This window comes from Luteimonas notoginsengisoli (assembly GCF_042648885.1).
GTDB classification, from domain to species: domain Bacteria; phylum Pseudomonadota; class Gammaproteobacteria; order Xanthomonadales; family Xanthomonadaceae; genus Luteimonas; species Luteimonas notoginsengisoli.
Map to the genome: position 1 here is coordinate 437,648 of NZ_JBHRYF010000008.1, position 18,761 is coordinate 456,408.

The following is an 18,761-nucleotide window of genomic DNA, read 5'->3' on the forward strand; positions in this document are numbered from 1 at the left end:
ATGCCGGGCCGGCGATGGCGCCTGTGCGCGTACGCCGGCCTGTGCCTGGGGCTGGCGGCCTGCGCGACGACAGGCGGCGTCGACGTCGTGCGCGGCGCTCCCCCGCTGGATCGTTCGGCGACCCATGGCCTGACCGCCGACGATTTCCGGGCCGGGGTCTTCACCGCGGCCGACGGCACCACCCTGCCGTACCGCCTGCTCGCCCCCGCGCGGCTGGAGCCCGGAAGGCGCTATCCGCTGGTCGTGCAATTCCACAACTCCGGGGCGATCGGACGCGACAACCGCGCCCAGATCGAAGCCGACATTTCGGCGCGGGCCTGGGCGCTGCCGGCGATCCGCGCGCGGCATCCCGCTTTCGTCCTCGTGCCGCAGTTCCCCGTGCGCAGCGCGGACTACGACGACCCGCGGGCGCCGCGCAGCGCCCATGCGGGGCCGCCGCTGGAGGCGGCGCTGGCGATGGTCGCGGCCATCGCGAACGAGCACCCGATCGACCCGGACCGCATCTACGCCAGCGGGTTTTCGATGGGCGGTTCGACCACGTGGCTGGCAGCGCTCGAGCGGCCCGGACTGTTCGCCGCCGCGGTCCCGATCGGCGCCATCGCCCCGGACCGCAGGTTGGCAGGGAAATTGACCGCGCTGCCGCTGCTGGTCCTGCACGGCGACCAGGACGACGAAAACCCGATCCAGTCCAATCGGGACATGGTCGCCGCAATCCGCAGCGCCGGCGGCCGCCAGGCGCGCCTGCGCGAATACGCCGGGCTCGCCCACCAGCCGCCGGGCGACCTCATTCCCGGGCACTGGTGGCGCGACTGGCTGTTCGCCCAGCGGCGCGCGCCGCAACAGCAGCCGTCGCGCTGAAATCCGCGGGCCGCGACCGCCGTCAAGATCCGGTCGCGATCGTTGAGAAGCCCGCCCTGCATGATGTCTTCCCATAGGGAGACCGCCGCCATGCCCATCGAAGCCGCCTTGATCAAACCCGTCGTGGACGCCCTGATGGGCCTGTTCCGGCAGGGCGAGAACCTGCGCCTGAAACACAACGCCGAGGCCGCGCTGCGCGAGGCGATCCGCGAGCTGCTGCTCGCCAGTCCCGACGACAACAGGGTCGAGGCACGCATCGCCATCGCCAGGGCCGCCGGGATCCTCTCCGAGGACGTGGTGCTGGCCGAGGACATGCTGAAGAAGCATCGCGCCACCAAGGCGCGCACCAGCGGCAAGTCGGCGACCGGTCGCAAGCGCGGGTCCGCGGCCGCGAAGACCGACGAGCCCGCGCCTGCGAAAAAGACCCCCGCTCCGGCGACCAGGAAGGCGGCGCGGAAAACGCCAGCGAAAGTCGTGAAGCCGGCTCCGAAGAGCACCTGATCCGGCGCCGGCTGGCGCGGCACGTTGCGGCCAGCGCAATATCGGGCGATGGACAAGCTCTTTCCCGCGCTCTGCCTGGCCTGGTTCGCCAGCGAATCCTGGATCGTGTTGCGGCTGCGCTCCAACGACGCCCGGCGCAGCCGCGATGCCGGCACCCTGCACCTGCTGGTGGTGGTGATCGGCGGCGGCATCGCGCTGGCGGTCGGGTTCGCCTGGCTCGACCTGGCTCGCTTCCCGCGCCCGCTGCAGGCGCCGCTCTGGTGGCTGGGCATCGTGCTGATGGCCGCGGGCATGGCGCTGCGCTGGTGGTCGATCCGCACCCTGGCCGTGCATTTCACCGTCGACGTGGCGATCGGCCCCGGACACGAACTGGTGCGCGGCGGTCCGTACCGCTGGTTGCGGCACCCCTCGTACACGGGCTTGCTGGCGACTTTCCTGGGCTACGCACTGTGCCTGGGCAACTGGCTGTCGCTGGCGGCGATGTTGCCGGTGGGCCTGGCCCTGCTGTGGCGGATCCAGGTCGAGGAGCGCGTGCTGGCCGCGGCGTTTCCGGATGGCTACCGGGCGTACGCGAGCGCAACCAAGCGCTTGATTCCGTACGTGTGGTGACCGGCGCGCCGCGCGGCGATGCTCGCCGCACGATGTCTCGGAAACGCAACGCGCCTAGAATTGCCGCATGACCAAGACCCTGCTTGTCACCGGCGCCACCGCCGGCTTCGGCGCCGCCATTGCAGAACGCTTCGCCGGCGCCGGCTGGCGCGTGGTCGCCACCGGCCGCCGCGCCGACCGCCTGCAGACGCTGGTGGAACGCTTTGGCGCCGACCTCGTGCATCCGGCTGCCTTTGACATCCGCGACGCCGATGCGATGCAAGCCGCGCTCGACGCGATCCCGGCGCCGTTCCGTGATATCGACGTGCTGGTCAACAACGCGGGCCTGGCACTCGGCACCGCACCTGCGCAGCGCGCGGACCTGGCGCAGTGGCGGCAGATGATCGACACCAACGTCACCGCGCTGGCGGCGATGACCCACGCCCTGCTGCCCGGGCTGATCGCGCGCCGCGGGACGATCTTCAACGTCAGCTCGATCGCCGGCAGCTATGCCTACCCGGGCGGCAACGTCTATGGCGCGACCAAGGCGTTCGTCACCCAGTTCTCGCTCAACCTGCGCACGGACCTGCACGGCACCGGGGTGCGCGTGACGTCAATCGAACCGGGGATGGCCGAAACCGAATTCACCCTGGTGCGCACCGGCGGCGACCGGCCCGCGTCCGATGCGCTCTACGCGGGCGCGCAGCCGATCAGCGCGGCCGACATCGCCGAATCGGTGTGGTGGATCGCCAACCTGCCGCCGCACCTGAACGTCAATCGCTTCGAGGTGATGCCGGTCAGCCAGTCGCTGGCCGGCCTGCAGGTCCATCGCGACCTTGCGAAGTAGCGTGCACCAGGCGAAAAACGCCTAGGCGGCGAGGCCATCGGGGGCGGGCAGCAAGACGCTGCCCGCCCGAGTTGCCGGTCAAGGCAACGGTGTGCCGCTAGGGATCCCGCATCGTTGCAGCCCAGGCCGTGCCGTCGATCCTGCCTATCGCCAGAACGGACTCGTGACTACGCCTCGGGCGTGTCGTCGAGATAGGTATATCCGGTCAGCCCGGCCTCCAGCGCATCGTTCAGTCGCTGCGCCTCGTCCGCCGGCAGTCGCGCCGCGTCCACCTTGTCGCGGTATTCCCGGCGCAGGTCGTCGATCTGATAGCCGACGTAGTCCAGCATCACGTCGGTGGTGTCGCCGCGGCGCTGCTGGACGATCGCGTAGCCGTCGCCGTCGAGCTTGACCTCGATCGCGTCGGTGTCGCCGAACAGGTTGTGGATGTCGCCGAGGATCTCCTGGTAGGCGCCAACCAGGAAGAAGCCCAGCCGGTAGCTTTCGCCGTGGCGCAGCGCGTGCAGCGGCAGCGAGGTGTCGAGGTCCTCGTTCTCGACGTAGGTGTCGATCTTGCCGTCCGAATCGCAGGTCAGGTCGGCGATGATGCCGCGCCGCGTCGGCGCTTCGTCCAGGCGCTCGATCGGCACGATCGGGAACACCTGGTCGATCGCCCAAACGTCGGGCATCGATTCGAATACGCTGAAGTTGACGAAGTACTTGTCGACCAGCCGCTCGCTCAGCTCGTCGAGCAGCGGCCGGTGGCTCTTCTCGCCGTACGTGAGGCGCGCCCGCACCGCGTGGGCGATGGCGTAGAACAGGTCGTCGATGCGCGCGCGGTGCACCAGGTCGAGCTGGCCGAGTGCGTACAGCGATAGGCCCTCGGCGTGGAAGTGCTGCGCTTCCTGGAACAGCTCCACCGCGGGGCGCTCGTCGAGCTCGCCGTGGATGCCGCGCAGGTGGCGGATCACCATCGGCTCATCGTCGTGCTCGTCGGGCACCCGGCCTTCGGGCGCGGCTTCGACCTCCGAAACGTTGGCCACCAGCACCGCATGGTGCGCGGTCATTGCGCGCCCGCACTCGGTGACGATGCGCGGCGGCGGCAGGGCGTTGGCCACGCAGGCGTCGGCCAGCGGCTGGACGATGCTCGAAGCGTACTGCGCCACGCCGTAGTTGACCGAGTTGTAGCTGCGCGAACGCGTGCCTTCGTAGTCGATCCCCAGGCCGCCGCCGACGTCGACATAGTCGATCACCGCGCCCAGCTGCGACAGTTCGACGAAGTAGCGCGTCGCCTCGCGCATGCCGCGGGCGATGTCGCGCACGTTGGAAATCTGCGAACCCATGTGGAAATGCAGCAGCTTCAGCGCGCCGCCCATGCCGGCGTCGCGCAGCGCCTTCCACAGGTCCAGCAGCTGGCGCGGGCTGAGACCGAACTTGGCCTTGTCGCCGCCCGAGTTCTGCCACTTGCCCGCGCCCAGCGAGGCCAGCCGCATGCGCACGCCGAGGATCGGCTCGACGTCGAGCGCCTGGGCTTCCTCCATCACCAGCCGCAGCTCCGATGGCTTCTCGACCACGATGAAGGTGTTGATCCCCAGCTTGCGGCCGATCAGCGCCAGGCGGATGTACTCGCGGTCCTTGTAGCCGTTGCAGATGACCAGACCGCCCGGCCGCGAGAGCGCGAGTACCGCCATGAGTTCCGGCTTGCTGCCGGCTTCCAGGCCGAAGCCATCGCCCGCGTGCGCGGCCAGCGTGCCGGCAACGCCGCGATGCTGGTTGACCTTGATCGGATACACGGCGGTGTAGCCGCCGGCGTAGTCCCAGTCGGCGCGCGCCTGGGCGAAGGCGTCCTGCAGCATGCGCAGGCGGTCGCCGAGCACGTCCGGGAAGCGCACCAGCAGCGGCAGGTTGGCGCCCTGCGCGAGCGCCGCGTCGATGACCTCGGGCAGCGCGATCGCCGGACCGTCGGCGCCGCGCGGTCGCACCACCATGCGCCCGCCGCCGTCGACGTCGAAATAGCCGGCGGCCCAGTGCGGGATCGAGTAGGTCTTGCGGGCCTGGTCGGGCGACCACGCGGTCATGGCAACGTCCTGGAAAATGCAGGCGCGCAGTTTAGCGGCTTGCCTGCGAAGAAAGCGGTGACGGGTGGCCGCGCGCGCATGTCGCGGGAATCGCGGGACCACCGGCGGCACCTGCGCGACGCGGCCAATGCGCGTCGATGCTTCACGGCGGTTCGCCACGGCGGTTCGCTACAATCGCGGCCCGCCCACGCACGCCTTTCCTCCGATGACCGACACGACCTGGATGTACGAGAACTTCGAGCCCGCCGGTTCGGCCATCGGCTATCGCGTGACCCGCAAGCTCGACGAGGTGCAGTCGCCGTTCCAGAAGATCGAGATCTACGAGTCGACCGACTGGGGCAACCTGATGCTGATCGACGGCGCGATGATGCTGACCACGCGCGACAATTTCCTGTACCACGAGATGATGTCGCACCCGGCGCTGTTCACCCACGCCGATCCGAAACAGGTCGTTATCATCGGTGGCGGCGACTGCGGCACCCTGCGCGAGGTGCTGCGCCACCCGGGCGTGGAGAAGGCGGTGCAGTGCGACATCGACGAGCAGGTGACGCGGATGGCCGAGAAGTACTTCCCCGAGCTGTGCGAATCCAACGGCGACTCGCGCGCGCAGTTGCTGTTCGATGACGGCATCGCGTACATGGCCAACTGCGCGCCATCGAGCGTCGACATCGTGATCGTCGATTCGACCGACCCGGTCGGCCCAGCCGAAGGCCTGTTCAACCGGGCCTTCTACGAAAGCTGCTTCCGCGCGCTCAAGGACGACGGCATCCTGGTGCAGCAGTCGGAGTCGCCGCTGGTGCTGCTGGACCTGATCCGGGAAATGCGCGGCGAGATGCGCAAGGCCGGCTTCAATGCATTCCAGACCCTGCCGTTCCCGCAGCCGTGCTATCCGACCGGCTGGTGGAGCTGCACCCTGGCGCGCAAGCACGGCGATGACGGGTTCGGGTTCCGCGAAGTCGATGCCCGCGACAAGGCGTTTGCGACGAAGTACTACAGCGCCGACACCCACAAGGGCGCGGCCACGCTGCCGCCGTTCGTCGCCGCGGCACTGGCCGAATAGTCCATCGCGCCCGGCCTCCGGGCGGTGTCCGGGGCGGGCCTTCGCGTGACGGCAACTGCTCCCGCCGCGGCGGGGAGCCCGGTCCGCGTGGCGGACACTGCATGACCACGCGCCAGCCGTGACGCAACCAAATCCGTCCGAATACGCGCCGTAGCCAGGCGAACGATCCGGCGCGCGACGGTGCGTCGCAACTGCCGCGCTGCGCGGCGCGCACTCCTCGTCGGACACCTTCGGCGCTGCAACCCCGCCCTTCAGTCGACACCGCCTCCGGGGGCGGGCATGTCCGGCCGGTGGACTGGCGACGCCGCCGCCGGGATTCGTGCGCGCAGGGGAACGCTGTGTAGCCCGCGACCCTGTCGGAAACGTGTCGGAATGGCGTTATTATTTATTGAACCGACCGGTACACCATATCCGGCGACGCTACCAACCTGCGAGCCATGCGCAGCCCGCCCTCCCCGAAGCCGGCACAGCGCGGATCCACCGATGACCCACTGCCCCCTGACCCTCCCGTCCTGGCCGGACGCCGACGCGCGCATCCTCAAGCGTGGCACCCGCTTCCTCGAACCCGATGTCTACGTGGCCCGGCTCTGCCGGCAGCCGGCCGTGTTCAAGGACTACCGGCGCTACCGCCGGACGCCGCTGTCGCCGCTGGCGCGGCTGCTGGTGCGACGCGAAGCGCGGATGCTCCAACGCCTGTCCGGCTGGGGTTACGCGCCTGCGCTCCTCGGCACCGTGGGCGGCCTGGTGCTGGGCATGGAGTTCATCGAGGGACACGCGCTGGGCAGCAACGTGGCGGTGGTGTCGGACGACGTCTTCCGCCGCCTGAAGGCCGCCGTCGCCGCGCTGCACGCCGCCGGGATCGCCCACAACGACCTGCACGGCTCCAATATCCTGGTCAGCGGCGACATGCCGCGGGTGGTCGATTTCGCCTCCGCGCTGCCAATGCCCGCGTGGCTGGCGCGCAGCGCCTTCGGCCGCCAGCTGCGGCGCAGCGACCTGGCCAACGTGGTGAAACTGCAATCGCGGCTCACCGGCACCGCGCCGTCTGCGGTCGAGGCGGCGATGCTCGCCGAACCCGGATGGGTGCGTTCGATCCGCGGCGCCTGGAAGCGCCTGTATCGCGGTGTACCGGCGAAGGCGGGGGCCTGACCGGCGGCGGTCTACAGCGCGTCGCCGTCGAGCTCGCCGGTGCGGATCCGCACCACCCGCTCCAGGTCCCAGACGAACACCTTGCCGTCGCCGATCTTGCCGGTGCCGGCGGCCTTCATCACCGCCTCGATCACGGCGTCGGCCTGGTCGTCGGTAACCGCGACCTCGAGCTTGATCTTGGGCAGGAAGTCGACGACGTACTCGGCGCCGCGGTACAGCTCGGTGTGGCCCTTCTGGCGGCCGAAGCCCTTGACCTCGGTGACGGTGATGCCGGCGACGCCGGCGTCCGCCAGCGCTTCGCGCACGTCGTCGAGCTTGAACGGCTTGATGATCGCCACCACCATTTTCATCGATTGCATTCCCCGCTGCGGATGCCACCAGCATAGCGCGGGCGCAGCGCGCCGGACCTGTCGCGCTGCGGACGCCGCGCCCCGGTACGGGCGGGAGTGGCGGCCGCGGTCGCGGCTGTGTCAGGCTTTTCCTACCCCACGTCGCGCCTCGCACCGATGGCGCCCGCACGGCCACGGCCACACGCTGGGCCAACCCCGCCGAGGAGCCATCCCATGATCGACCTCAACCACATCGACGACCTCGCCCGCCGCCTCAGCAGCCTGGTCCCGCCGTCGATGCGCGAGAGCCGCGAGGAGCTGCAGCAGAACTTCAAGGCGGTGCTGCAATCGGGCCTGTCGCGGCTGGACCTGGTGACGCGCGAGGAGTTCGACGTGCAGCGCGCGGTGCTGCTGCGCACGCGCGAGAAGCTCGACGCCCTGCAGCAGCAGGTACAGGCGCTCGAGGCGCAACGGGCCGCGTCACCGCTGCCGCCGCAAGCCCACTGAGGGCGAGGCCATGTCGCTTGCGCTCGTGCACGGACGTGCGCGCGCAGGAGTCCACGCGCCGGAAGTCCGGATCGAGGTCTACCTGGCCGGCGGCCTGCCGCGGATGAACATCGTCGGGCTGCCGGAAGCGGCGGTGCGCGAATCGCGCGACCGCGTGCGCGCCGCGATCCGCTGCGCGCAGTTCGAGTTCCCGCAGCGCGCGATCACCATCAACCTGGCGCCCGCCGACCTGCCCAAGGACGGCGGACGCTTCGACCTGCCGATCGCGCTCGGCATCCTTGCCGCGAGCGGCCAGGTGCCCTTGCAGGCGCTGGCCGAGTGGGAATTCCTTGGGGAGCTCGGCCTCACCGGCGAGCTGCGCGCGGTGGACGGGGTGCTGCCCGCGGCGCTGGCCGCCGCCCGCGCGGGGCGCAGGCTGGTGGTGCCGGTGGCGAATGGTGCGGAAGCCGCGCTTGCACAGGGCCTGGAAGTACGCACTGCGCGCACCTTGCTGGAGGTGTGCGCCATGCTCGCCGGCACGCGCGAACTGCCGCTCGCGGTGGCGCCGCCCGCGCTGTGCTCCGATGGACCCGACATGCGCGACGTGCGTGGCCAGCTGCACGCGCGGCGCGCGCTGGAGATCGCCGCGGCCGGAGAACACCATCTGCTGCTGGTCGGCCCGCCCGGCTGCGGCAAGACCCTGCTGGCCTCGCGCCTGTCCGGCCTGCTGCCGGAGGCCGCCGAGGCCGAGGCGCTGGAAACCGCCGCCATCGCATCGGTCAGCGGCCGCGGGCTGGATCCCGCGCGCTGGCGCGAGCGGCCCTACCGTTCGCCGCACCACACCGCGAGCGCGGTCGCCCTCGTCGGCGGCGGCGCCGAACCGCGCCCCGGCGAAATCTCGCTCGCGCACCACGGAGTCCTGTTCCTCGACGAACTCCCCGAATGGGATCGCCGCGCGCTGGAAGTGCTGCGTGAACCGCTGGAGTCGGGCGTGGTGACGATCTCGCGCGCGGCGCGGCAGAGCGAGTTTCCGGCGCGGTTCCAGCTGGTCGCGGCAATGAATCCCTGCCCCTGCGGATGGGCGGGCGACGTTTCCGGGCGCTGCCGCTGCAACCCCGATGCGATCCGACGCTATCGCGGCCGCATTTCCGGGCCGCTGCTGGACCGCATCGACCTGCACGTGGACGTGCCGCGCCTGCCGCCCGCCGAGCTGCGCCCGGACGCCGAGGACGGCGAATGCAGCGCCGCTATCCGCGCACGCGTCGAAGTCGCGCGCCGGAAACAGTTGCAGCGCGCGGGGAAGGCCAATGCCCGTCTCGGCCAGGCAGCGACCATGGCTGCCTGCCGCCTGTCCGACCGCGACCAGCAGCTGCTCGAACGCGCGATCGAGGCGCTGCAGCTGTCGGCGCGCGCGATGCACCGCATCCTGCGCGTGGCGCGCACCATCGCCGACCTCGCCGACAGCGACCACATCGCCACCGCCCACCTGACCGAAGCGCTCGGCTATCGCGGACTGGATCGCGGACTCGCGGCGCACGCGGCCTGAGCGGTCTTCGGCTTTGCGCGAGCAGATGCGCGATCGGGGTGTCCCGAGCCGGCTTCAGGGAGCAGGCGCCATCCCGCCGGCCGGCGCATCGGGATTCTCGACGCCGGCGCGCAGCACGACCGTCACCGCATGGCCATCGATGTCGAGCTTCGACTTCGGCACCTCGATCGAGCGCGCCCGCAGGTAGCGCGCCTCGAGCGTGCCCGCATCGCGCCAGTGCAGGTCCACGCCATAGGCGCTGGCGTTGCGGGTCGCTCCGTACAGCTCGGCCGCGACCGGGGCGCTGTCCCACGCGTCGTCGTGCCCGACCACATGGACGCGATAGACGAACGAAGCGGTGGCGCCGGGGTTGTATTCGGTCAGCACGGCGTCGACGGCGCCGTCGGGCGAAGCGATGCGCGCGACTTCCACGTCAGCGCCGGGCTGCGATGCGCCGCAGCCGGCGAGGCATGTCGCCAGCGCCGTCGCGAACAGCCGCAGTGCCGGGCGCCAGCCCGGCGCCATCGATCGCGTGGCGTGCATGGGCCTCGCCTGCCATCAGGAAATGGATGCCCGCGTCATTCAATCCGACCAGACCCGGTGCAGGCCCGAATTGTAGTACTCGTAGCCTTCCTGGATCTGCTGCTGGTCGCGCGGGTCGTCGCCATAGGATCCGCCGAGGTCGTACGGGTTGCCCCAATCGTCCTTCGAGGTGCCCGCCTGTCCCTGCGCGAAGCCGGCGGCGCGCAGCGCGACGTCCTCGGGAATGCCCATCGCCGCGGCCACCACGCCATAGTGGAAGTTGCCGAAGTTCTCGTACTGCGCGCCCTGCTGCTTGAAGTCCCATTCGGCGCCGCCCTTGACCTGGTCGTAGAACCACGGGAGGTCCTGCGGGAAGCCATGCTGCTGCGCCTCGGCGATGTTGTCGTCCATCGACACGCCCGGGGGCGCCTCGGGAGTGGTCACGAGGCCCGCCGCGGTCGCCTCGTCTCGGGTCATGACCTGACCCATCGCCTGGGCGACGCCGTCGACGAACGATTCCGCGCCGAACATCCCGACGTTGTCGCCCTGCATCGTCTCGAGCTGCGGCATCGCCGCCTCGAACACTGCCGTGCGCGTGGCCAGGTCCGTGCCCTCGGCCGCGTCGAGGATGCCGGTGAGCGCAGACGGATCGTAGCTGGTGGTGCCCGCGGTCCTTCCGGAGAAGTCGGCGATGTATCGCCGGCCCATGGCCACCGACATCACGTCCTGCAGCTGCTCCTGGCTGAGCGAGCCGATGGCTTGCTCGAACGCGGCCGGGTCGCCGTCGAGGCTGGCCAGGACCGTGCCGATCGCCGCCGTCTCCGCGTTGCCCCACGTGCCTTGGGTCGCACTGTACTCGCCGTCGATGCTGCCCTTGGTCGCCTCGATGAAGCCGGTCTTGGCTTCGATGCTGCCGTGGCTGGCGACGGCATCGGCGAGCGCGGTGCGTCCGCCCGGACTGCCGTCGAAGGCCTTCACGAAGCGCGCCATCTGGGTCGCGTCCATGCCTTCGGCCAGCTTGTTGAACACGTCGGCGCGCTCGCTCGCGCTCAGCGAACCGCTCAGCCCGTCGATTTCCTGGGTCCAGTTCTTGATGTCGTCGTCGCTGAGCTTGGCGATGAACTCGTTGCGCTCCTGCGGCGACAGGCCGTTGATCGCGCCGGTGATGTCATCCAGGTCGCCCTTGCTGACGTCCCAGTCGAAGATGCCCTGGTCCAGGCGGTCCTTGGTGAGGCTGACCGCGGAATCGACGCTGCCCATCTGTTGAACTCCAAGCTCTGCAATGGGCGAAGCCTAGTGTCGCCGCCGTGCGCGCACCTGCTGGGGAAAACCCTAGTGGCACGCGCGCGGCGTTCGCGTAATGCCCAGGCGCGCCGCGCCAAGGCGCGCCACGCGGGATCGACGCGCGATGCTGCGACGCCGATCCCACATTCCGCTTCGCGATTTCGTTGCCGCATGTTCAGGCCGCGCGCGTCTCGAACTGTGCCTCCTCGGTCGAGCCCTTCAGTGCCACGGTCGAGGACTGCGCGCCCTGGATCGCCTGGGTCACGGCGTCGAAGTAGCCGGTGCCGACCTCGCGCTGGTGCTTGACCGCGGTGAAGCCCTTGTCCGCGGCGGCGAACTCGGCCTCCTGCAGCTCCACGAACGCGCTCATCTGCCGCTGCGCATAGCCGTGGGCGAGGTTGAACATCGAATAGTTCAAGGCGTGGAAGCCGGCCAGGGTGATGAACTGGAACCGGTAGCCGTAACCGGCGATCTCCTTCTGGAACTTCGCGATCGTCGCGTCGTCCAGGTTGGCCTTCCAGTTGAAACTCGGCGAGCAGTTGTAGGCCAGCAGCTTGCCCGGGAACTTCGCGTGGATCGCTTCGGCGAACCGCCTCGCGAACTCCAGGTCCGGCTTGCCGGTCTCGCACCACACCAGGTCCGCGTACGGCGCGTACGCGAGCCCGCGGCTGATCGCCTGGTCCAGGCCCTTGCGGGTCTTGTAGAAGCCTTCGGCCGTGCGCTCGCCGGTGCAGAACGGACGGTCGTTGTCGTCCACGTCGCTGGTCAGCAGGTCGGCGGCCTCGGCATCGGTACGCGCGACGATCAGCGTCGGCACGCCCATCACGTCTGCGGCCAGGCGCGCGGCGGTGAGCTTCTCGATCGCCTCACGGGTCGGCACCAGCACCTTGCCGCCCATGTGGCCGCACTTCTTGACGCTGGCGAGCTGGTCTTCGAAGTGCACGCCGGCGGCGCCGGCCTCGATCATGCCCTTCATGAGTTCAAAGGCGTTGAGCACGCCGCCGAAGCCGGCTTCGGCGTCGGCGACGATCGGCTGCAGGAAATCGATGTCGTCGTTGCCCTCGGCATGGTTGAGCTGGTCGGCGCGCAGCAGGGTGTTGTTGATGCGCTTGACCACCGCCGGCACCGAGTCGGCCGGATACAGCGACTGGTCGGGATACATCTGCCCGGCGAGGTTGGCGTCGGCGGCTACCTGCCAGCCCGACAGGTAGATCGCCTTCAGCCCGGCCTTGACCTGCTGCATCGCCTGGTTGCCAGTCAGCGCGCCCAGCGCGTTGACGAACGGCTCGGCGTGCAGCGACTTCCACAGCTTCTCGGCGCCGAGCCGGGCCAGCGAATGCTCGACATGCACGGTGCCGCGAAGCCGCACGACGTCGGCGGCGGAGTAGCTGCGGGTGATGCCGGTCCAGCGCGGATTGTTGCTCCAGTCGACGTTGAGCTGGTCGGCGGTTTGCAGGCATTGCGTCTTCATGGCGTCGATCCTCGGGCTTTGATTCAAGCCCTCCCCGTCGAGAGGAGGGTGGGGTGGGATGGGTCTGGCTGGCGGCGTTGGATCTGGACTGGGCGGGAAGCGGCATGAGTTGCGAGCGGGCGGCAATCCCGTCGGCTCCCCGACCGGTCCGGCCTACGTGCACGGCGCTTCGGCGTTCGGCAGACCCGCCGGCCAATGGCACGCGGAGAGAAGAACGCTCAGTCGATGCGTTCGTACGCGGGCAAGGTCAGGAAGTCCTCCAGCGTGCCGCGCTGGGTCAGTTGCTCGAGCAGCGCGATCGCCTCGGGCACCCGGCCCGCGCCCGGCACGTCGGCGCCGGACAGGCGCGAAGGCAGGCCGAGCAATGCGCGGTCGAACAGCGCTTCATCGATCTCGGTGCCATCGTCGAGGTGAAGCGTCTGGCGCGCGTGCAGCCACTGCCACAGCTGCGCGCGCGCGATTTCGGCGGTCGCGGCGTCCTCCATCAGGTGGTGGATCGGCACGCAGCCGTTGCCGTCGAGCCAGGCGGCGAGGTAGCGCACGCAAACCTCGACGTTGCCGTCGAAGCCGGCGCGGGAGATGGTGCCGGGGGACGGCTGCAGCAGGTCGTCGCGCCCGACCAGCACCTCCTCGCGGATGACGTGGTGCTGGTGCGGGCCCCGCATGCGTTCGTCGAACACCTGTCGCGCGATCGGGATCAACGCCGGGTGCGCGACCCAGGTGCCGTCGTGGCCGGCACCGACCTCGCGCAGCTTGTCGGCACGCACGCGCGCCAGCGCCGCCTCGTTGGCAGCCACTTCGCCCGCAGTCGCCCCGCTGATGGGGATCTGCGCCGCCATGCCGCCCATCGCATGCGCGCCGCGGCGGTGGCAGACCTGGATCAGCAGCTCCGAATAGGCGCGCAGGAAGGGCTGGGTCATCGTCACCTGCCCGCGCTCGGGCAGCACCCGGTCCGGATGCGCGCGCAGCGTCTTGATGTAGGAAAAGATGTAGTCCCAGCGACCGCAGTTGAGGCCGGCGATGCGCCCGCGCAGGGCGTAGAGGATCTCGTCCATCTCGAACGCCGCGGGCAGCGTCTCGATCAGCACCGTCACCTTCATCTGTCCGCGCGGCAGGTGCAACTGCGCCTCGATATGGGCGAGCACGTCGTCCCACAGCGCGGCCTCTTCCATCGACTGCAGCTTGGGCAGGTAGAAGTACGGCCCGCGGTCCTTGCGCGCGAGCGCGGCGGCGTTGTGGAACGCGAACAGGCCCAGGTCGAACAGGCTCGCCGACATCCGCTCGCCGTCGACCAGCACGTGCTTCTCGTCCAGGTGCCAGCCGCGCGGGCGCACCAGCAGGACTGCCTGCTGCGCGTGCGGCTTGAGCGCGTAGGCCTTGCCGGCGGGGCTGGTGAACGCCAGCGTCCCGGCCACGGCCTCGCGCAGCGCACGCTGGCCCTCGACCATGTTGGCCCAGGTCGGCGCGGTCGAGTCCTCGAAGTCGGCCATGTAGCAGTTCGCGCCGGAGTTGAGCGCGTTGATCACCATCTTCGGATCGACCGGCCCGGTGATCTCGACCCGGCGGTCGAGCAGCGCGCGCGGGATCGGCGCCACGCGCCAGTCGCCGTCCCGGAGCGCACGGGTGTCGGCGCGGAAGTCGGGCAGGCCGCCGCCGTCGAAGAACGCCTGGCGCTCGCGCCGCGCGGCCAGCAACTGGCGGCGGCGCGCCTCGAAGCGGCCGTGCAGGTCGGCCAGGAAGGCCAGCGCCGGCGGCGTCAGCAGCGCGTCCTGGCCTTCGGCGCGGGCGGTGACTTCGATGCCGGCGTCGGTGGGGGATTCGCTGAGGACTGCGGACATGGGGGATTCCTGTGCATCGAGGAGAACCTCAACATCCGCCCGGGTACGGTATTTGACAACATAGTTTTTCCAATGCTAATCATTAGTCTTGCTAATAATTGGTCTGGAAATGGCTGAAAACCGGGCTCCGGCCCCGCGTTTTGCCTACAAGGCTGACCGCCTCAAGCCCCTGCGGGCGTTCTGCCAGACCGCCCGGCTGGGCTCGGTCTCACGGGCGGCCGAGGCGCTGTACGTGAGCCAGCCGGCGGTGACCCAGCAACTACAGGCGCTGGAGCGCGAGCTGGGGGTGCGCCTGTTCGAGCGCAGCGGCCGGCGCCTGGTGCCGACCCGCGAGGGCGAAACCCTGTATGAACTAGCGCGGCCGCTGGTGGAGGGGATCGACGGCCTGGGCGGCGCGTTCCGCGAGAAGCTGCGCGGACTGGACGCTGGCGAGCTGCACGTGGCCGCGGGCAGCTCGACGATCCTGTACCTGCTGCCCAAGATCGTGGAGGCCTTCCGCGCCGCGCAGCCCGACGTGCGCCTGATCCTGCACAACGTCACCGGCGCCGGCGGGCTGGACCTGCTGCGCTCGGACGAGGTGGATCTGGCCGTGGGCTCGATGCTCGACGTGCCCGCCGACCTCGACTACGCGCCGGTCTACCGCTTCGACCCGATGCTGATCACCCCACCCGGCCATCCGCTGGCCAACAAGCGCGAGCTGGCGCTGGCCGACCTCTCGCCCTACGGCCTGATCCTGCCGCCCAAGCGCCTGACCACCTATCGCCTGGTCGACCTGGTGTTCCAGCAGAACCGCGTGCCTTACGCGGTGGCGCTGGAGGTCGGCGGCTGGGAAGTGATCAAGCAGTACGTGGCGATGGGCCTGGGGATCAGCATCGTCACTTCGATCTGCCTGACCGACGCCGACCGCGAACGCCTGGCCGCGCGCTCGCTGGCGCGCTGGTTCCCGATGCGCAGCTATGGCGTGGTGATGCGCAAGGGCAAGTACCTGTCGTCGCAGGCGCGCGCGTTCGTCGACCTGATCAAGCCCGACCTGTTCACCCGCGAGCATGACGCGAGCGGCCATTCGGCGCGCTAGCGATTCCGGATTCATGCTCTTGTGGGAGCGGCCCGCTAGTCGAGCTCGATGCCCGGGTACCAGCCGCTTTTTTCGAGGAAGGCCTTGGGGTCTTCCATGTCCATGATGTCGCGCAACGCCTGGCGCTTGTCGGGCGCGTTCCGGTAATACGCCTTGGCGATCCGGTAGCCCACCCAGTAGCCGAGGTCGCCTGGGGTGTCGGGCGTGGCGTTGTAGACCCAGTCCGACAGATCGGTCTTGTCGATGTCCGCGGCAAAGCGGGTCTCGATCTCCAGCTCGCGGCCGACGGCTTCGGCGGCGTTGCGCGAATAGGCGATCCGCTGGCCGGTGACGTTGCGTTCCCGCGCCAGCACCTGCAGCCCTTCGGAGCCCTGGTCGAGATAGTCGCGCTGGATCTGTTCGGCGGTCGGATGGCCGCCGGCCGCGTCATAGACCCGATAGAACCGGTCGACGTCAGTGGTCTGGATGACAGACCCGGCCGTCGCGGCACGCACCGGTACGTAGACCGCGTCCGCAGCCATGGCGGCGAGCGAGGCAGACCACACGCAAAGCACGGCACCAATGCCCATCGAGCGTACTGCGTGATTCATGAAGACCCTGCCGGTGGGTTGTGCGAAGGCATCAGCGCCAGAGAAGCGTCGCGCCGGTATCAGCCTCCCCTTCAAGGGAGGGTTGGATAGGGATGGGTTGCTTTGCCGCGGCGGTGGAGAACCCCTGCCCGCCCCCTTGAAGGGGAAGGGCTTTCTGCAGTCGCCCTGACCCGCCGGAAATTACACCAGTTCGACGTCCTCGTCGTCGCGCGCTTCCTCCGCGTTCGCGCTGCGCTTCGACGCACGCGCCAGCTCGGCGTCGACCGTGGTCGCGGTGTCGGCCGCCTTCTTCGCCGCCTTGCAGCGGGCACGCGCATCCGGGCAGAGCACCTGCATGTAGTCCGAATCGAAGCTCAGCCGCTCGACCAGGAAGTCGACGAAGGCGCGGATCTTGGGCGAGGTCACCTGGCCGCGCGGGAACAGCGCGTTGAGCTCGAACTCCGGCCCGGCCCAGCCGGCCAGCACGCGGCGGATGTAGCCCTTCTCCGCATAGGCCTTGACCATGATGTCGCTGGCCAGCATCAGGCCTTCGCCGCACAGCAGCGCGCCGCGCACCGCGGCCGGGTCATTGGCGACCATGATCGGGTCGATCGGATATTCCACCATGTTCTCGCCGTCGCTCAGCGGCCAGAAGTAGTGGTTGTTGCGATGCATCTTCTGCATGCCCAGGGTGCGGTGGTGCTGCAGGTCGTCCGGATGCAGCGGCTCGCCGTGGCGCTCGAGATAGGCTGGGCTGGCGTAGACCTGGGTCCGCAGCACGGTGAGCTTGCGCGCGACCAGGTTGGAGTCGGGCAACGCACCCATGCGCAGCGCGACGTCGATCTCCTTGTCGATCAGATCCAGCGATTCGTTGGACAACAGCATCTCGACGCGCACCTCGGGATGGCGCGCGTGGAACTCGCCGAGCAGCGGCGCGATGCGCTCGATGCCGAGCGAATACGGCGCCGTGATGCGCAGCCATCCGCGCGGCCCGCCCTGCAGCTGGCCGACCGCGCTCTCGGCTTCGTCGAGTTCGCGCGCGATGCGCTGGCTGTGTTCGTAATAGACGTTGCCGGCCTCGGTGAGGCCGAGCTTGCGCGTGGTCCGGTGCAGCAGCTGCGCGCCCAGGCGCGTTTCGAGTTCCTGCACTTTGCGGCTGACGGTGGTCTTGGGCAGGCGCAGGGTGCGGGCAGCGGCGATGAAGCTGCCCTGCTCCACCACTTTGACGAAAACCAGGGTGTCGTTGAGATCCCGAGCCATGGCGATGCTCCGATGGGGGTCAGGGCATTGGCCCAGACGAGGGACAATTATTCCCCGATTCACCGGCTAATCAAGTGCCGGCTCGAGGCTTACCTTGTGCCGCATCCCGCTCCGTGAGTCGCCGCCATGCGCCCCCCTGCCCGCCGTCGCCTGCTCCAGTCCAGCCTGGTCGCGTTCGCCCTGATCGACGTGCTGCTGCTGGCCTCCTTCGTTTTCAATCAATGGCTTGAAGTCTCGTTCTGGGAGTCCGTGGGCCTCGCCGCGCTGTTGGCGATGCCTCTGACGATGCTGCTGCTGCCCCTGGTCGATGCGGTGCTGGCCGGCCCCGATGCGGGCGCAGGAACCGGCTTTTCGGGAGACAAAATCCCGGGAGCGGGACAATGAGCACTATCCCGCGTCACAACCTGGTGGTTCTTGGTGCGACCGGCGCCCTCGGCAGCGCCGTGGTCGATGCCGCGGGCAGGGCCGGGCAGCCGGTGATCGCGATCGCCCGCGACGCCGGCGCGCTGTCGACCCTGCGCGCCCACCACCCCCATGCCGACATCACCACGCTCGCCGCTTCTGTCGGCAGCGACGGGCAGGCCGCGGCGCTGGCGCAGCGGCTGCGCGAACTCGACCGGCCGCTGTCCGGCGTGGTCGCCGCGATCTGCGGCGACTGCGGCCGCGGGCGGGTGCTCGACGAGCCGGCCGAATTCCTGCGCCGGCGACTGGACGAGGACCTGCTGCCGCACCTGTTCGCCGCCCGCCACCTGCTGCCGCTGCTGGCCTCGCACGGGAACGGCGGCTACGTGCTGATCGGCGGGCCCGGCGCCGAACACCCTTGGGCCGGGTACGGCCACCGCTCGATCGGCGCGGCGGCGCTGCAGATGCTCGCGCGGGTGCTGCACGACGAAGCCCGCGCCTTCCCCGTCCACGTCCAGCTGCTCGCGGTCGATTCGCCGGCGCGCACCGAGACCAACGCGCGCCATGCCTGCAGCGGCTGGCCGAGCGCGGATGCGATCGCACGGCGCGCGCTGGACATGCTCGACCAGCGCGGCCGCCAGCCCACCCAGGCGGTGGTCCGCTATGGCGCGGCGCAACCGCTGGGTTTCGACCTGTGGAGCGACGACCTGGACCATTCGACGCTGTCCGCGCCGGCCAGGCCGCAGCCCGCCGACGCTTCACCAACCGCGGCGCCTTCGCGCGACCGCCCTCCCCCGATGCCACCGCAAGAACCGGAACGCCAGCGCGACCTGCTGCCAGCACGCTGTCTGCAGGACGCGCGCACCCTGCTCGACCAGCTCGGTGGCCCCCGCCCCAAATCCAGCCAGGAAACCTCCCCTCGATGAACGTCCAATCCTCC

19 protein-coding genes are annotated in these 18,761 nt (G+C 69.8%); 11 read left to right on the forward strand and 8 right to left on the reverse strand.

From position 1 onward, the window contains the following. From ACFOM9_RS09795 to ACFOM9_RS09810, 4 genes are all read left to right on the forward strand, one after another. The gene (locus ACFOM9_RS09795; RefSeq protein WP_386709654.1) at positions 1 to 858 is read left to right on the forward strand and encodes a carboxylesterase family protein; all 858 of its coding nucleotides are present in this window, start codon (positions 1 to 3) and stop codon (positions 856 to 858) included. A 90-nt stretch (positions 859 to 948) separates the two neighbouring features. After that, positions 949 to 1,359, forward strand: coding sequence for a hypothetical protein (locus tag ACFOM9_RS09800; RefSeq protein WP_386709657.1), 411 nt, complete (start codon positions 949 to 951; stop codon positions 1,357 to 1,359). Between the two features lie 48 nt (positions 1,360 to 1,407). Continuing rightward, a complete protein-coding gene (locus ACFOM9_RS09805) occupies positions 1,408 to 1,968 on the forward strand; it encodes a methyltransferase family protein (protein ID WP_386709660.1) in 561 nt (186 codons plus the stop codon). A gap of 67 nt (positions 1,969 to 2,035) precedes the next feature. Beyond that, the gene (locus tag ACFOM9_RS09810; RefSeq protein ID WP_386709663.1) at positions 2,036 to 2,794 is read left to right on the forward strand and encodes an SDR family NAD(P)-dependent oxidoreductase; all 759 of its coding nucleotides are present in this window, start codon (positions 2,036 to 2,038) and stop codon (positions 2,792 to 2,794) included. 167 nt (positions 2,795 to 2,961) lie between these two features. On the opposite strand, the gene speA is transcribed toward ACFOM9_RS09810, so the two are convergent. Then, the gene (gene speA, locus ACFOM9_RS09815; RefSeq protein WP_386709666.1) at positions 2,962 to 4,851 is read right to left on the reverse strand and encodes an arginine decarboxylase; all 1,890 of its coding nucleotides are present in this window, start codon (positions 4,849 to 4,851) and stop codon (positions 2,962 to 2,964) included. Between the two features lie 205 nt (positions 4,852 to 5,056). Here speA and speE point away from each other — a divergent pair, with 205 nt between their 5' ends. Then, complete coding sequence (gene speE / locus ACFOM9_RS09820) at positions 5,057 to 5,911, forward strand: polyamine aminopropyltransferase (protein WP_386709669.1); 855 nt, start codon at positions 5,057 to 5,059, stop codon at positions 5,909 to 5,911. Between the two features lie 483 nt (positions 5,912 to 6,394). Further along, on the forward strand, positions 6,395 to 7,060 hold the full coding sequence (locus ACFOM9_RS09825; protein WP_386709672.1) for a lipopolysaccharide core heptose(II) kinase RfaY: 666 nt from the start codon (positions 6,395 to 6,397) through the stop codon (positions 7,058 to 7,060). Positions 7,061 to 7,071: 11 nt separating this feature from the next. Here the strand turns inward: ACFOM9_RS09825 and ACFOM9_RS09830 are convergent, their stop codons facing one another. Continuing rightward, the gene (locus ACFOM9_RS09830) at positions 7,072 to 7,410 is read right to left on the reverse strand and encodes a P-II family nitrogen regulator (RefSeq protein ID WP_386710997.1); all 339 of its coding nucleotides are present in this window, start codon (positions 7,408 to 7,410) and stop codon (positions 7,072 to 7,074) included. A gap of 213 nt (positions 7,411 to 7,623) precedes the next feature. On the opposite strand from ACFOM9_RS09830, the gene ubiK reads away from it, so the two are divergent. Both ubiK and ACFOM9_RS09840 read left to right on the forward strand, forming a co-directional pair. Continuing rightward, positions 7,624 to 7,896 carry a ubiquinone biosynthesis accessory factor UbiK gene (gene ubiK, locus ACFOM9_RS09835; RefSeq protein WP_386709675.1) on the forward strand — a complete coding sequence of 91 codons (273 nt, stop codon included), beginning with the start codon at positions 7,624 to 7,626 and terminating at the stop codon, positions 7,894 to 7,896. Between the two features lie 10 nt (positions 7,897 to 7,906). Beyond that, a complete protein-coding gene (locus tag ACFOM9_RS09840) occupies positions 7,907 to 9,421 on the forward strand; it encodes a YifB family Mg chelatase-like AAA ATPase (RefSeq protein ID WP_386709678.1) in 1,515 nt (504 codons plus the stop codon). 54 nt (positions 9,422 to 9,475) lie between these two features. On the opposite strand, the gene ACFOM9_RS09845 is transcribed toward ACFOM9_RS09840, so the two are convergent. The 4 genes from ACFOM9_RS09845 to aceB all read right to left on the reverse strand — a co-directional run bounded on the left by ACFOM9_RS09845 (position 9,476) and on the right by aceB (position 14,515). Further along, the gene (locus ACFOM9_RS09845; protein ID WP_386709681.1) at positions 9,476 to 9,943 is read right to left on the reverse strand and encodes a hypothetical protein; all 468 of its coding nucleotides are present in this window, start codon (positions 9,941 to 9,943) and stop codon (positions 9,476 to 9,478) included. A gap of 39 nt (positions 9,944 to 9,982) precedes the next feature. Next, positions 9,983 to 11,182, reverse strand: coding sequence for a polymorphic toxin type 44 domain-containing protein (locus ACFOM9_RS09850; RefSeq protein ID WP_386709684.1), 1,200 nt, complete (start codon positions 11,180 to 11,182; stop codon positions 9,983 to 9,985). A gap of 199 nt (positions 11,183 to 11,381) precedes the next feature. After that, positions 11,382 to 12,677 (reverse strand): isocitrate lyase, encoded by a 1,296-nt coding sequence (gene aceA / locus ACFOM9_RS09855; RefSeq protein WP_386709688.1) that lies wholly within the window; start codon positions 12,675 to 12,677, stop codon positions 11,382 to 11,384. 218 nt (positions 12,678 to 12,895) lie between these two features. Further along, positions 12,896 to 14,515, reverse strand: a complete 1,620-nt coding sequence (aceB, locus tag ACFOM9_RS09860; RefSeq protein ID WP_386709691.1) for a malate synthase A — start codon at positions 14,513 to 14,515, stop codon at positions 12,896 to 12,898. A gap of 109 nt (positions 14,516 to 14,624) precedes the next feature. Here aceB and ACFOM9_RS09865 point away from each other — a divergent pair, with 109 nt between their 5' ends. Further along, positions 14,625 to 15,590 (forward strand): LysR family transcriptional regulator, encoded by a 966-nt coding sequence (locus tag ACFOM9_RS09865; protein WP_386709694.1) that lies wholly within the window; start codon positions 14,625 to 14,627, stop codon positions 15,588 to 15,590. 35 nt (positions 15,591 to 15,625) lie between these two features. On the opposite strand, the gene ACFOM9_RS09870 is transcribed toward ACFOM9_RS09865, so the two are convergent. After that, positions 15,626 to 16,180 (reverse strand): gliding motility protein GldB-related protein, encoded by a 555-nt coding sequence (locus ACFOM9_RS09870; protein WP_386709697.1) that lies wholly within the window; start codon positions 16,178 to 16,180, stop codon positions 15,626 to 15,628. A gap of 180 nt (positions 16,181 to 16,360) precedes the next feature. After that, a complete protein-coding gene (locus tag ACFOM9_RS09875) occupies positions 16,361 to 17,419 on the reverse strand; it encodes a LysR family transcriptional regulator (RefSeq protein WP_386709700.1) in 1,059 nt (352 codons plus the stop codon). Positions 17,420 to 17,545: 126 nt separating this feature from the next. Here ACFOM9_RS09875 and ACFOM9_RS09880 point away from each other — a divergent pair, with 126 nt between their 5' ends. Further along, the gene (locus ACFOM9_RS09880) at positions 17,546 to 17,803 is read left to right on the forward strand and encodes a hypothetical protein (protein ID WP_386709703.1); all 258 of its coding nucleotides are present in this window, start codon (positions 17,546 to 17,548) and stop codon (positions 17,801 to 17,803) included. Beyond that, positions 17,800 to 18,747 (forward strand): SDR family NAD(P)-dependent oxidoreductase, encoded by a 948-nt coding sequence (locus ACFOM9_RS09885; RefSeq protein ID WP_386709705.1) that lies wholly within the window; start codon positions 17,800 to 17,802, stop codon positions 18,745 to 18,747. Before ACFOM9_RS09880 ends, ACFOM9_RS09885 begins: the two co-directional genes overlap by 4 nt. Positions 18,748 to 18,761 lie beyond the last annotated feature (14 nt).

Coding starts and splice junctions, on each gene's coding strand:
- ACFOM9_RS09845 (WP_386709681.1), bottom strand. CDS start 9,943: ATGCACGCCACGCGATCGATGGCGCCGGGCTGGCGCCCGGCACTGCGG.
- ACFOM9_RS09865 (WP_386709694.1), top strand. CDS start 14,625: ATGGCTGAAAACCGGGCTCCGGCCCCGCGTTTTGCCTACAAGGCTGAC.
- ACFOM9_RS09870 (WP_386709697.1), bottom strand. CDS start 16,180: ATGAATCACGCAGTACGCTCGATGGGCATTGGTGCCGTGCTTTGCGTG.
- ACFOM9_RS09880 (WP_386709703.1), top strand. CDS start 17,546: ATGCGCCCCCCTGCCCGCCGTCGCCTGCTCCAGTCCAGCCTGGTCGCG.
- ACFOM9_RS09805 (WP_386709660.1), top strand. CDS start 1,408: ATGGACAAGCTCTTTCCCGCGCTCTGCCTGGCCTGGTTCGCCAGCGAA.
- ACFOM9_RS09800 (WP_386709657.1), top strand. CDS start 949: ATGCCCATCGAAGCCGCCTTGATCAAACCCGTCGTGGACGCCCTGATG.
- ACFOM9_RS09875 (WP_386709700.1), bottom strand. CDS start 17,419: ATGGCTCGGGATCTCAACGACACCCTGGTTTTCGTCAAAGTGGTGGAG.
- ACFOM9_RS09850 (WP_386709684.1), bottom strand. CDS start 11,182: ATGGGCAGCGTCGATTCCGCGGTCAGCCTCACCAAGGACCGCCTGGAC.
- ACFOM9_RS09885 (WP_386709705.1), top strand. CDS start 17,800: ATGAGCACTATCCCGCGTCACAACCTGGTGGTTCTTGGTGCGACCGGC.
- ACFOM9_RS09795 (WP_386709654.1), top strand. CDS start 1: ATGCCGGGCCGGCGATGGCGCCTGTGCGCGTACGCCGGCCTGTGCCTG.
- ACFOM9_RS09825 (WP_386709672.1), top strand. CDS start 6,395: ATGACCCACTGCCCCCTGACCCTCCCGTCCTGGCCGGACGCCGACGCG.
- speA (WP_386709666.1), bottom strand. CDS start 4,851: ATGACCGCGTGGTCGCCCGACCAGGCCCGCAAGACCTACTCGATCCCG.
- ACFOM9_RS09830 (WP_386710997.1), bottom strand. CDS start 7,410: ATGAAAATGGTGGTGGCGATCATCAAGCCGTTCAAGCTCGACGACGTG.
- aceA (WP_386709688.1), bottom strand. CDS start 12,677: ATGAAGACGCAATGCCTGCAAACCGCCGACCAGCTCAACGTCGACTGG.
- speE (WP_386709669.1), top strand. CDS start 5,057: ATGACCGACACGACCTGGATGTACGAGAACTTCGAGCCCGCCGGTTCG.
- aceB (WP_386709691.1), bottom strand. CDS start 14,515: ATGTCCGCAGTCCTCAGCGAATCCCCCACCGACGCCGGCATCGAAGTC.
- ACFOM9_RS09810 (WP_386709663.1), top strand. CDS start 2,036: ATGACCAAGACCCTGCTTGTCACCGGCGCCACCGCCGGCTTCGGCGCC.
- ubiK (WP_386709675.1), top strand. CDS start 7,624: ATGATCGACCTCAACCACATCGACGACCTCGCCCGCCGCCTCAGCAGC.
- ACFOM9_RS09840 (WP_386709678.1), top strand. CDS start 7,907: ATGTCGCTTGCGCTCGTGCACGGACGTGCGCGCGCAGGAGTCCACGCG.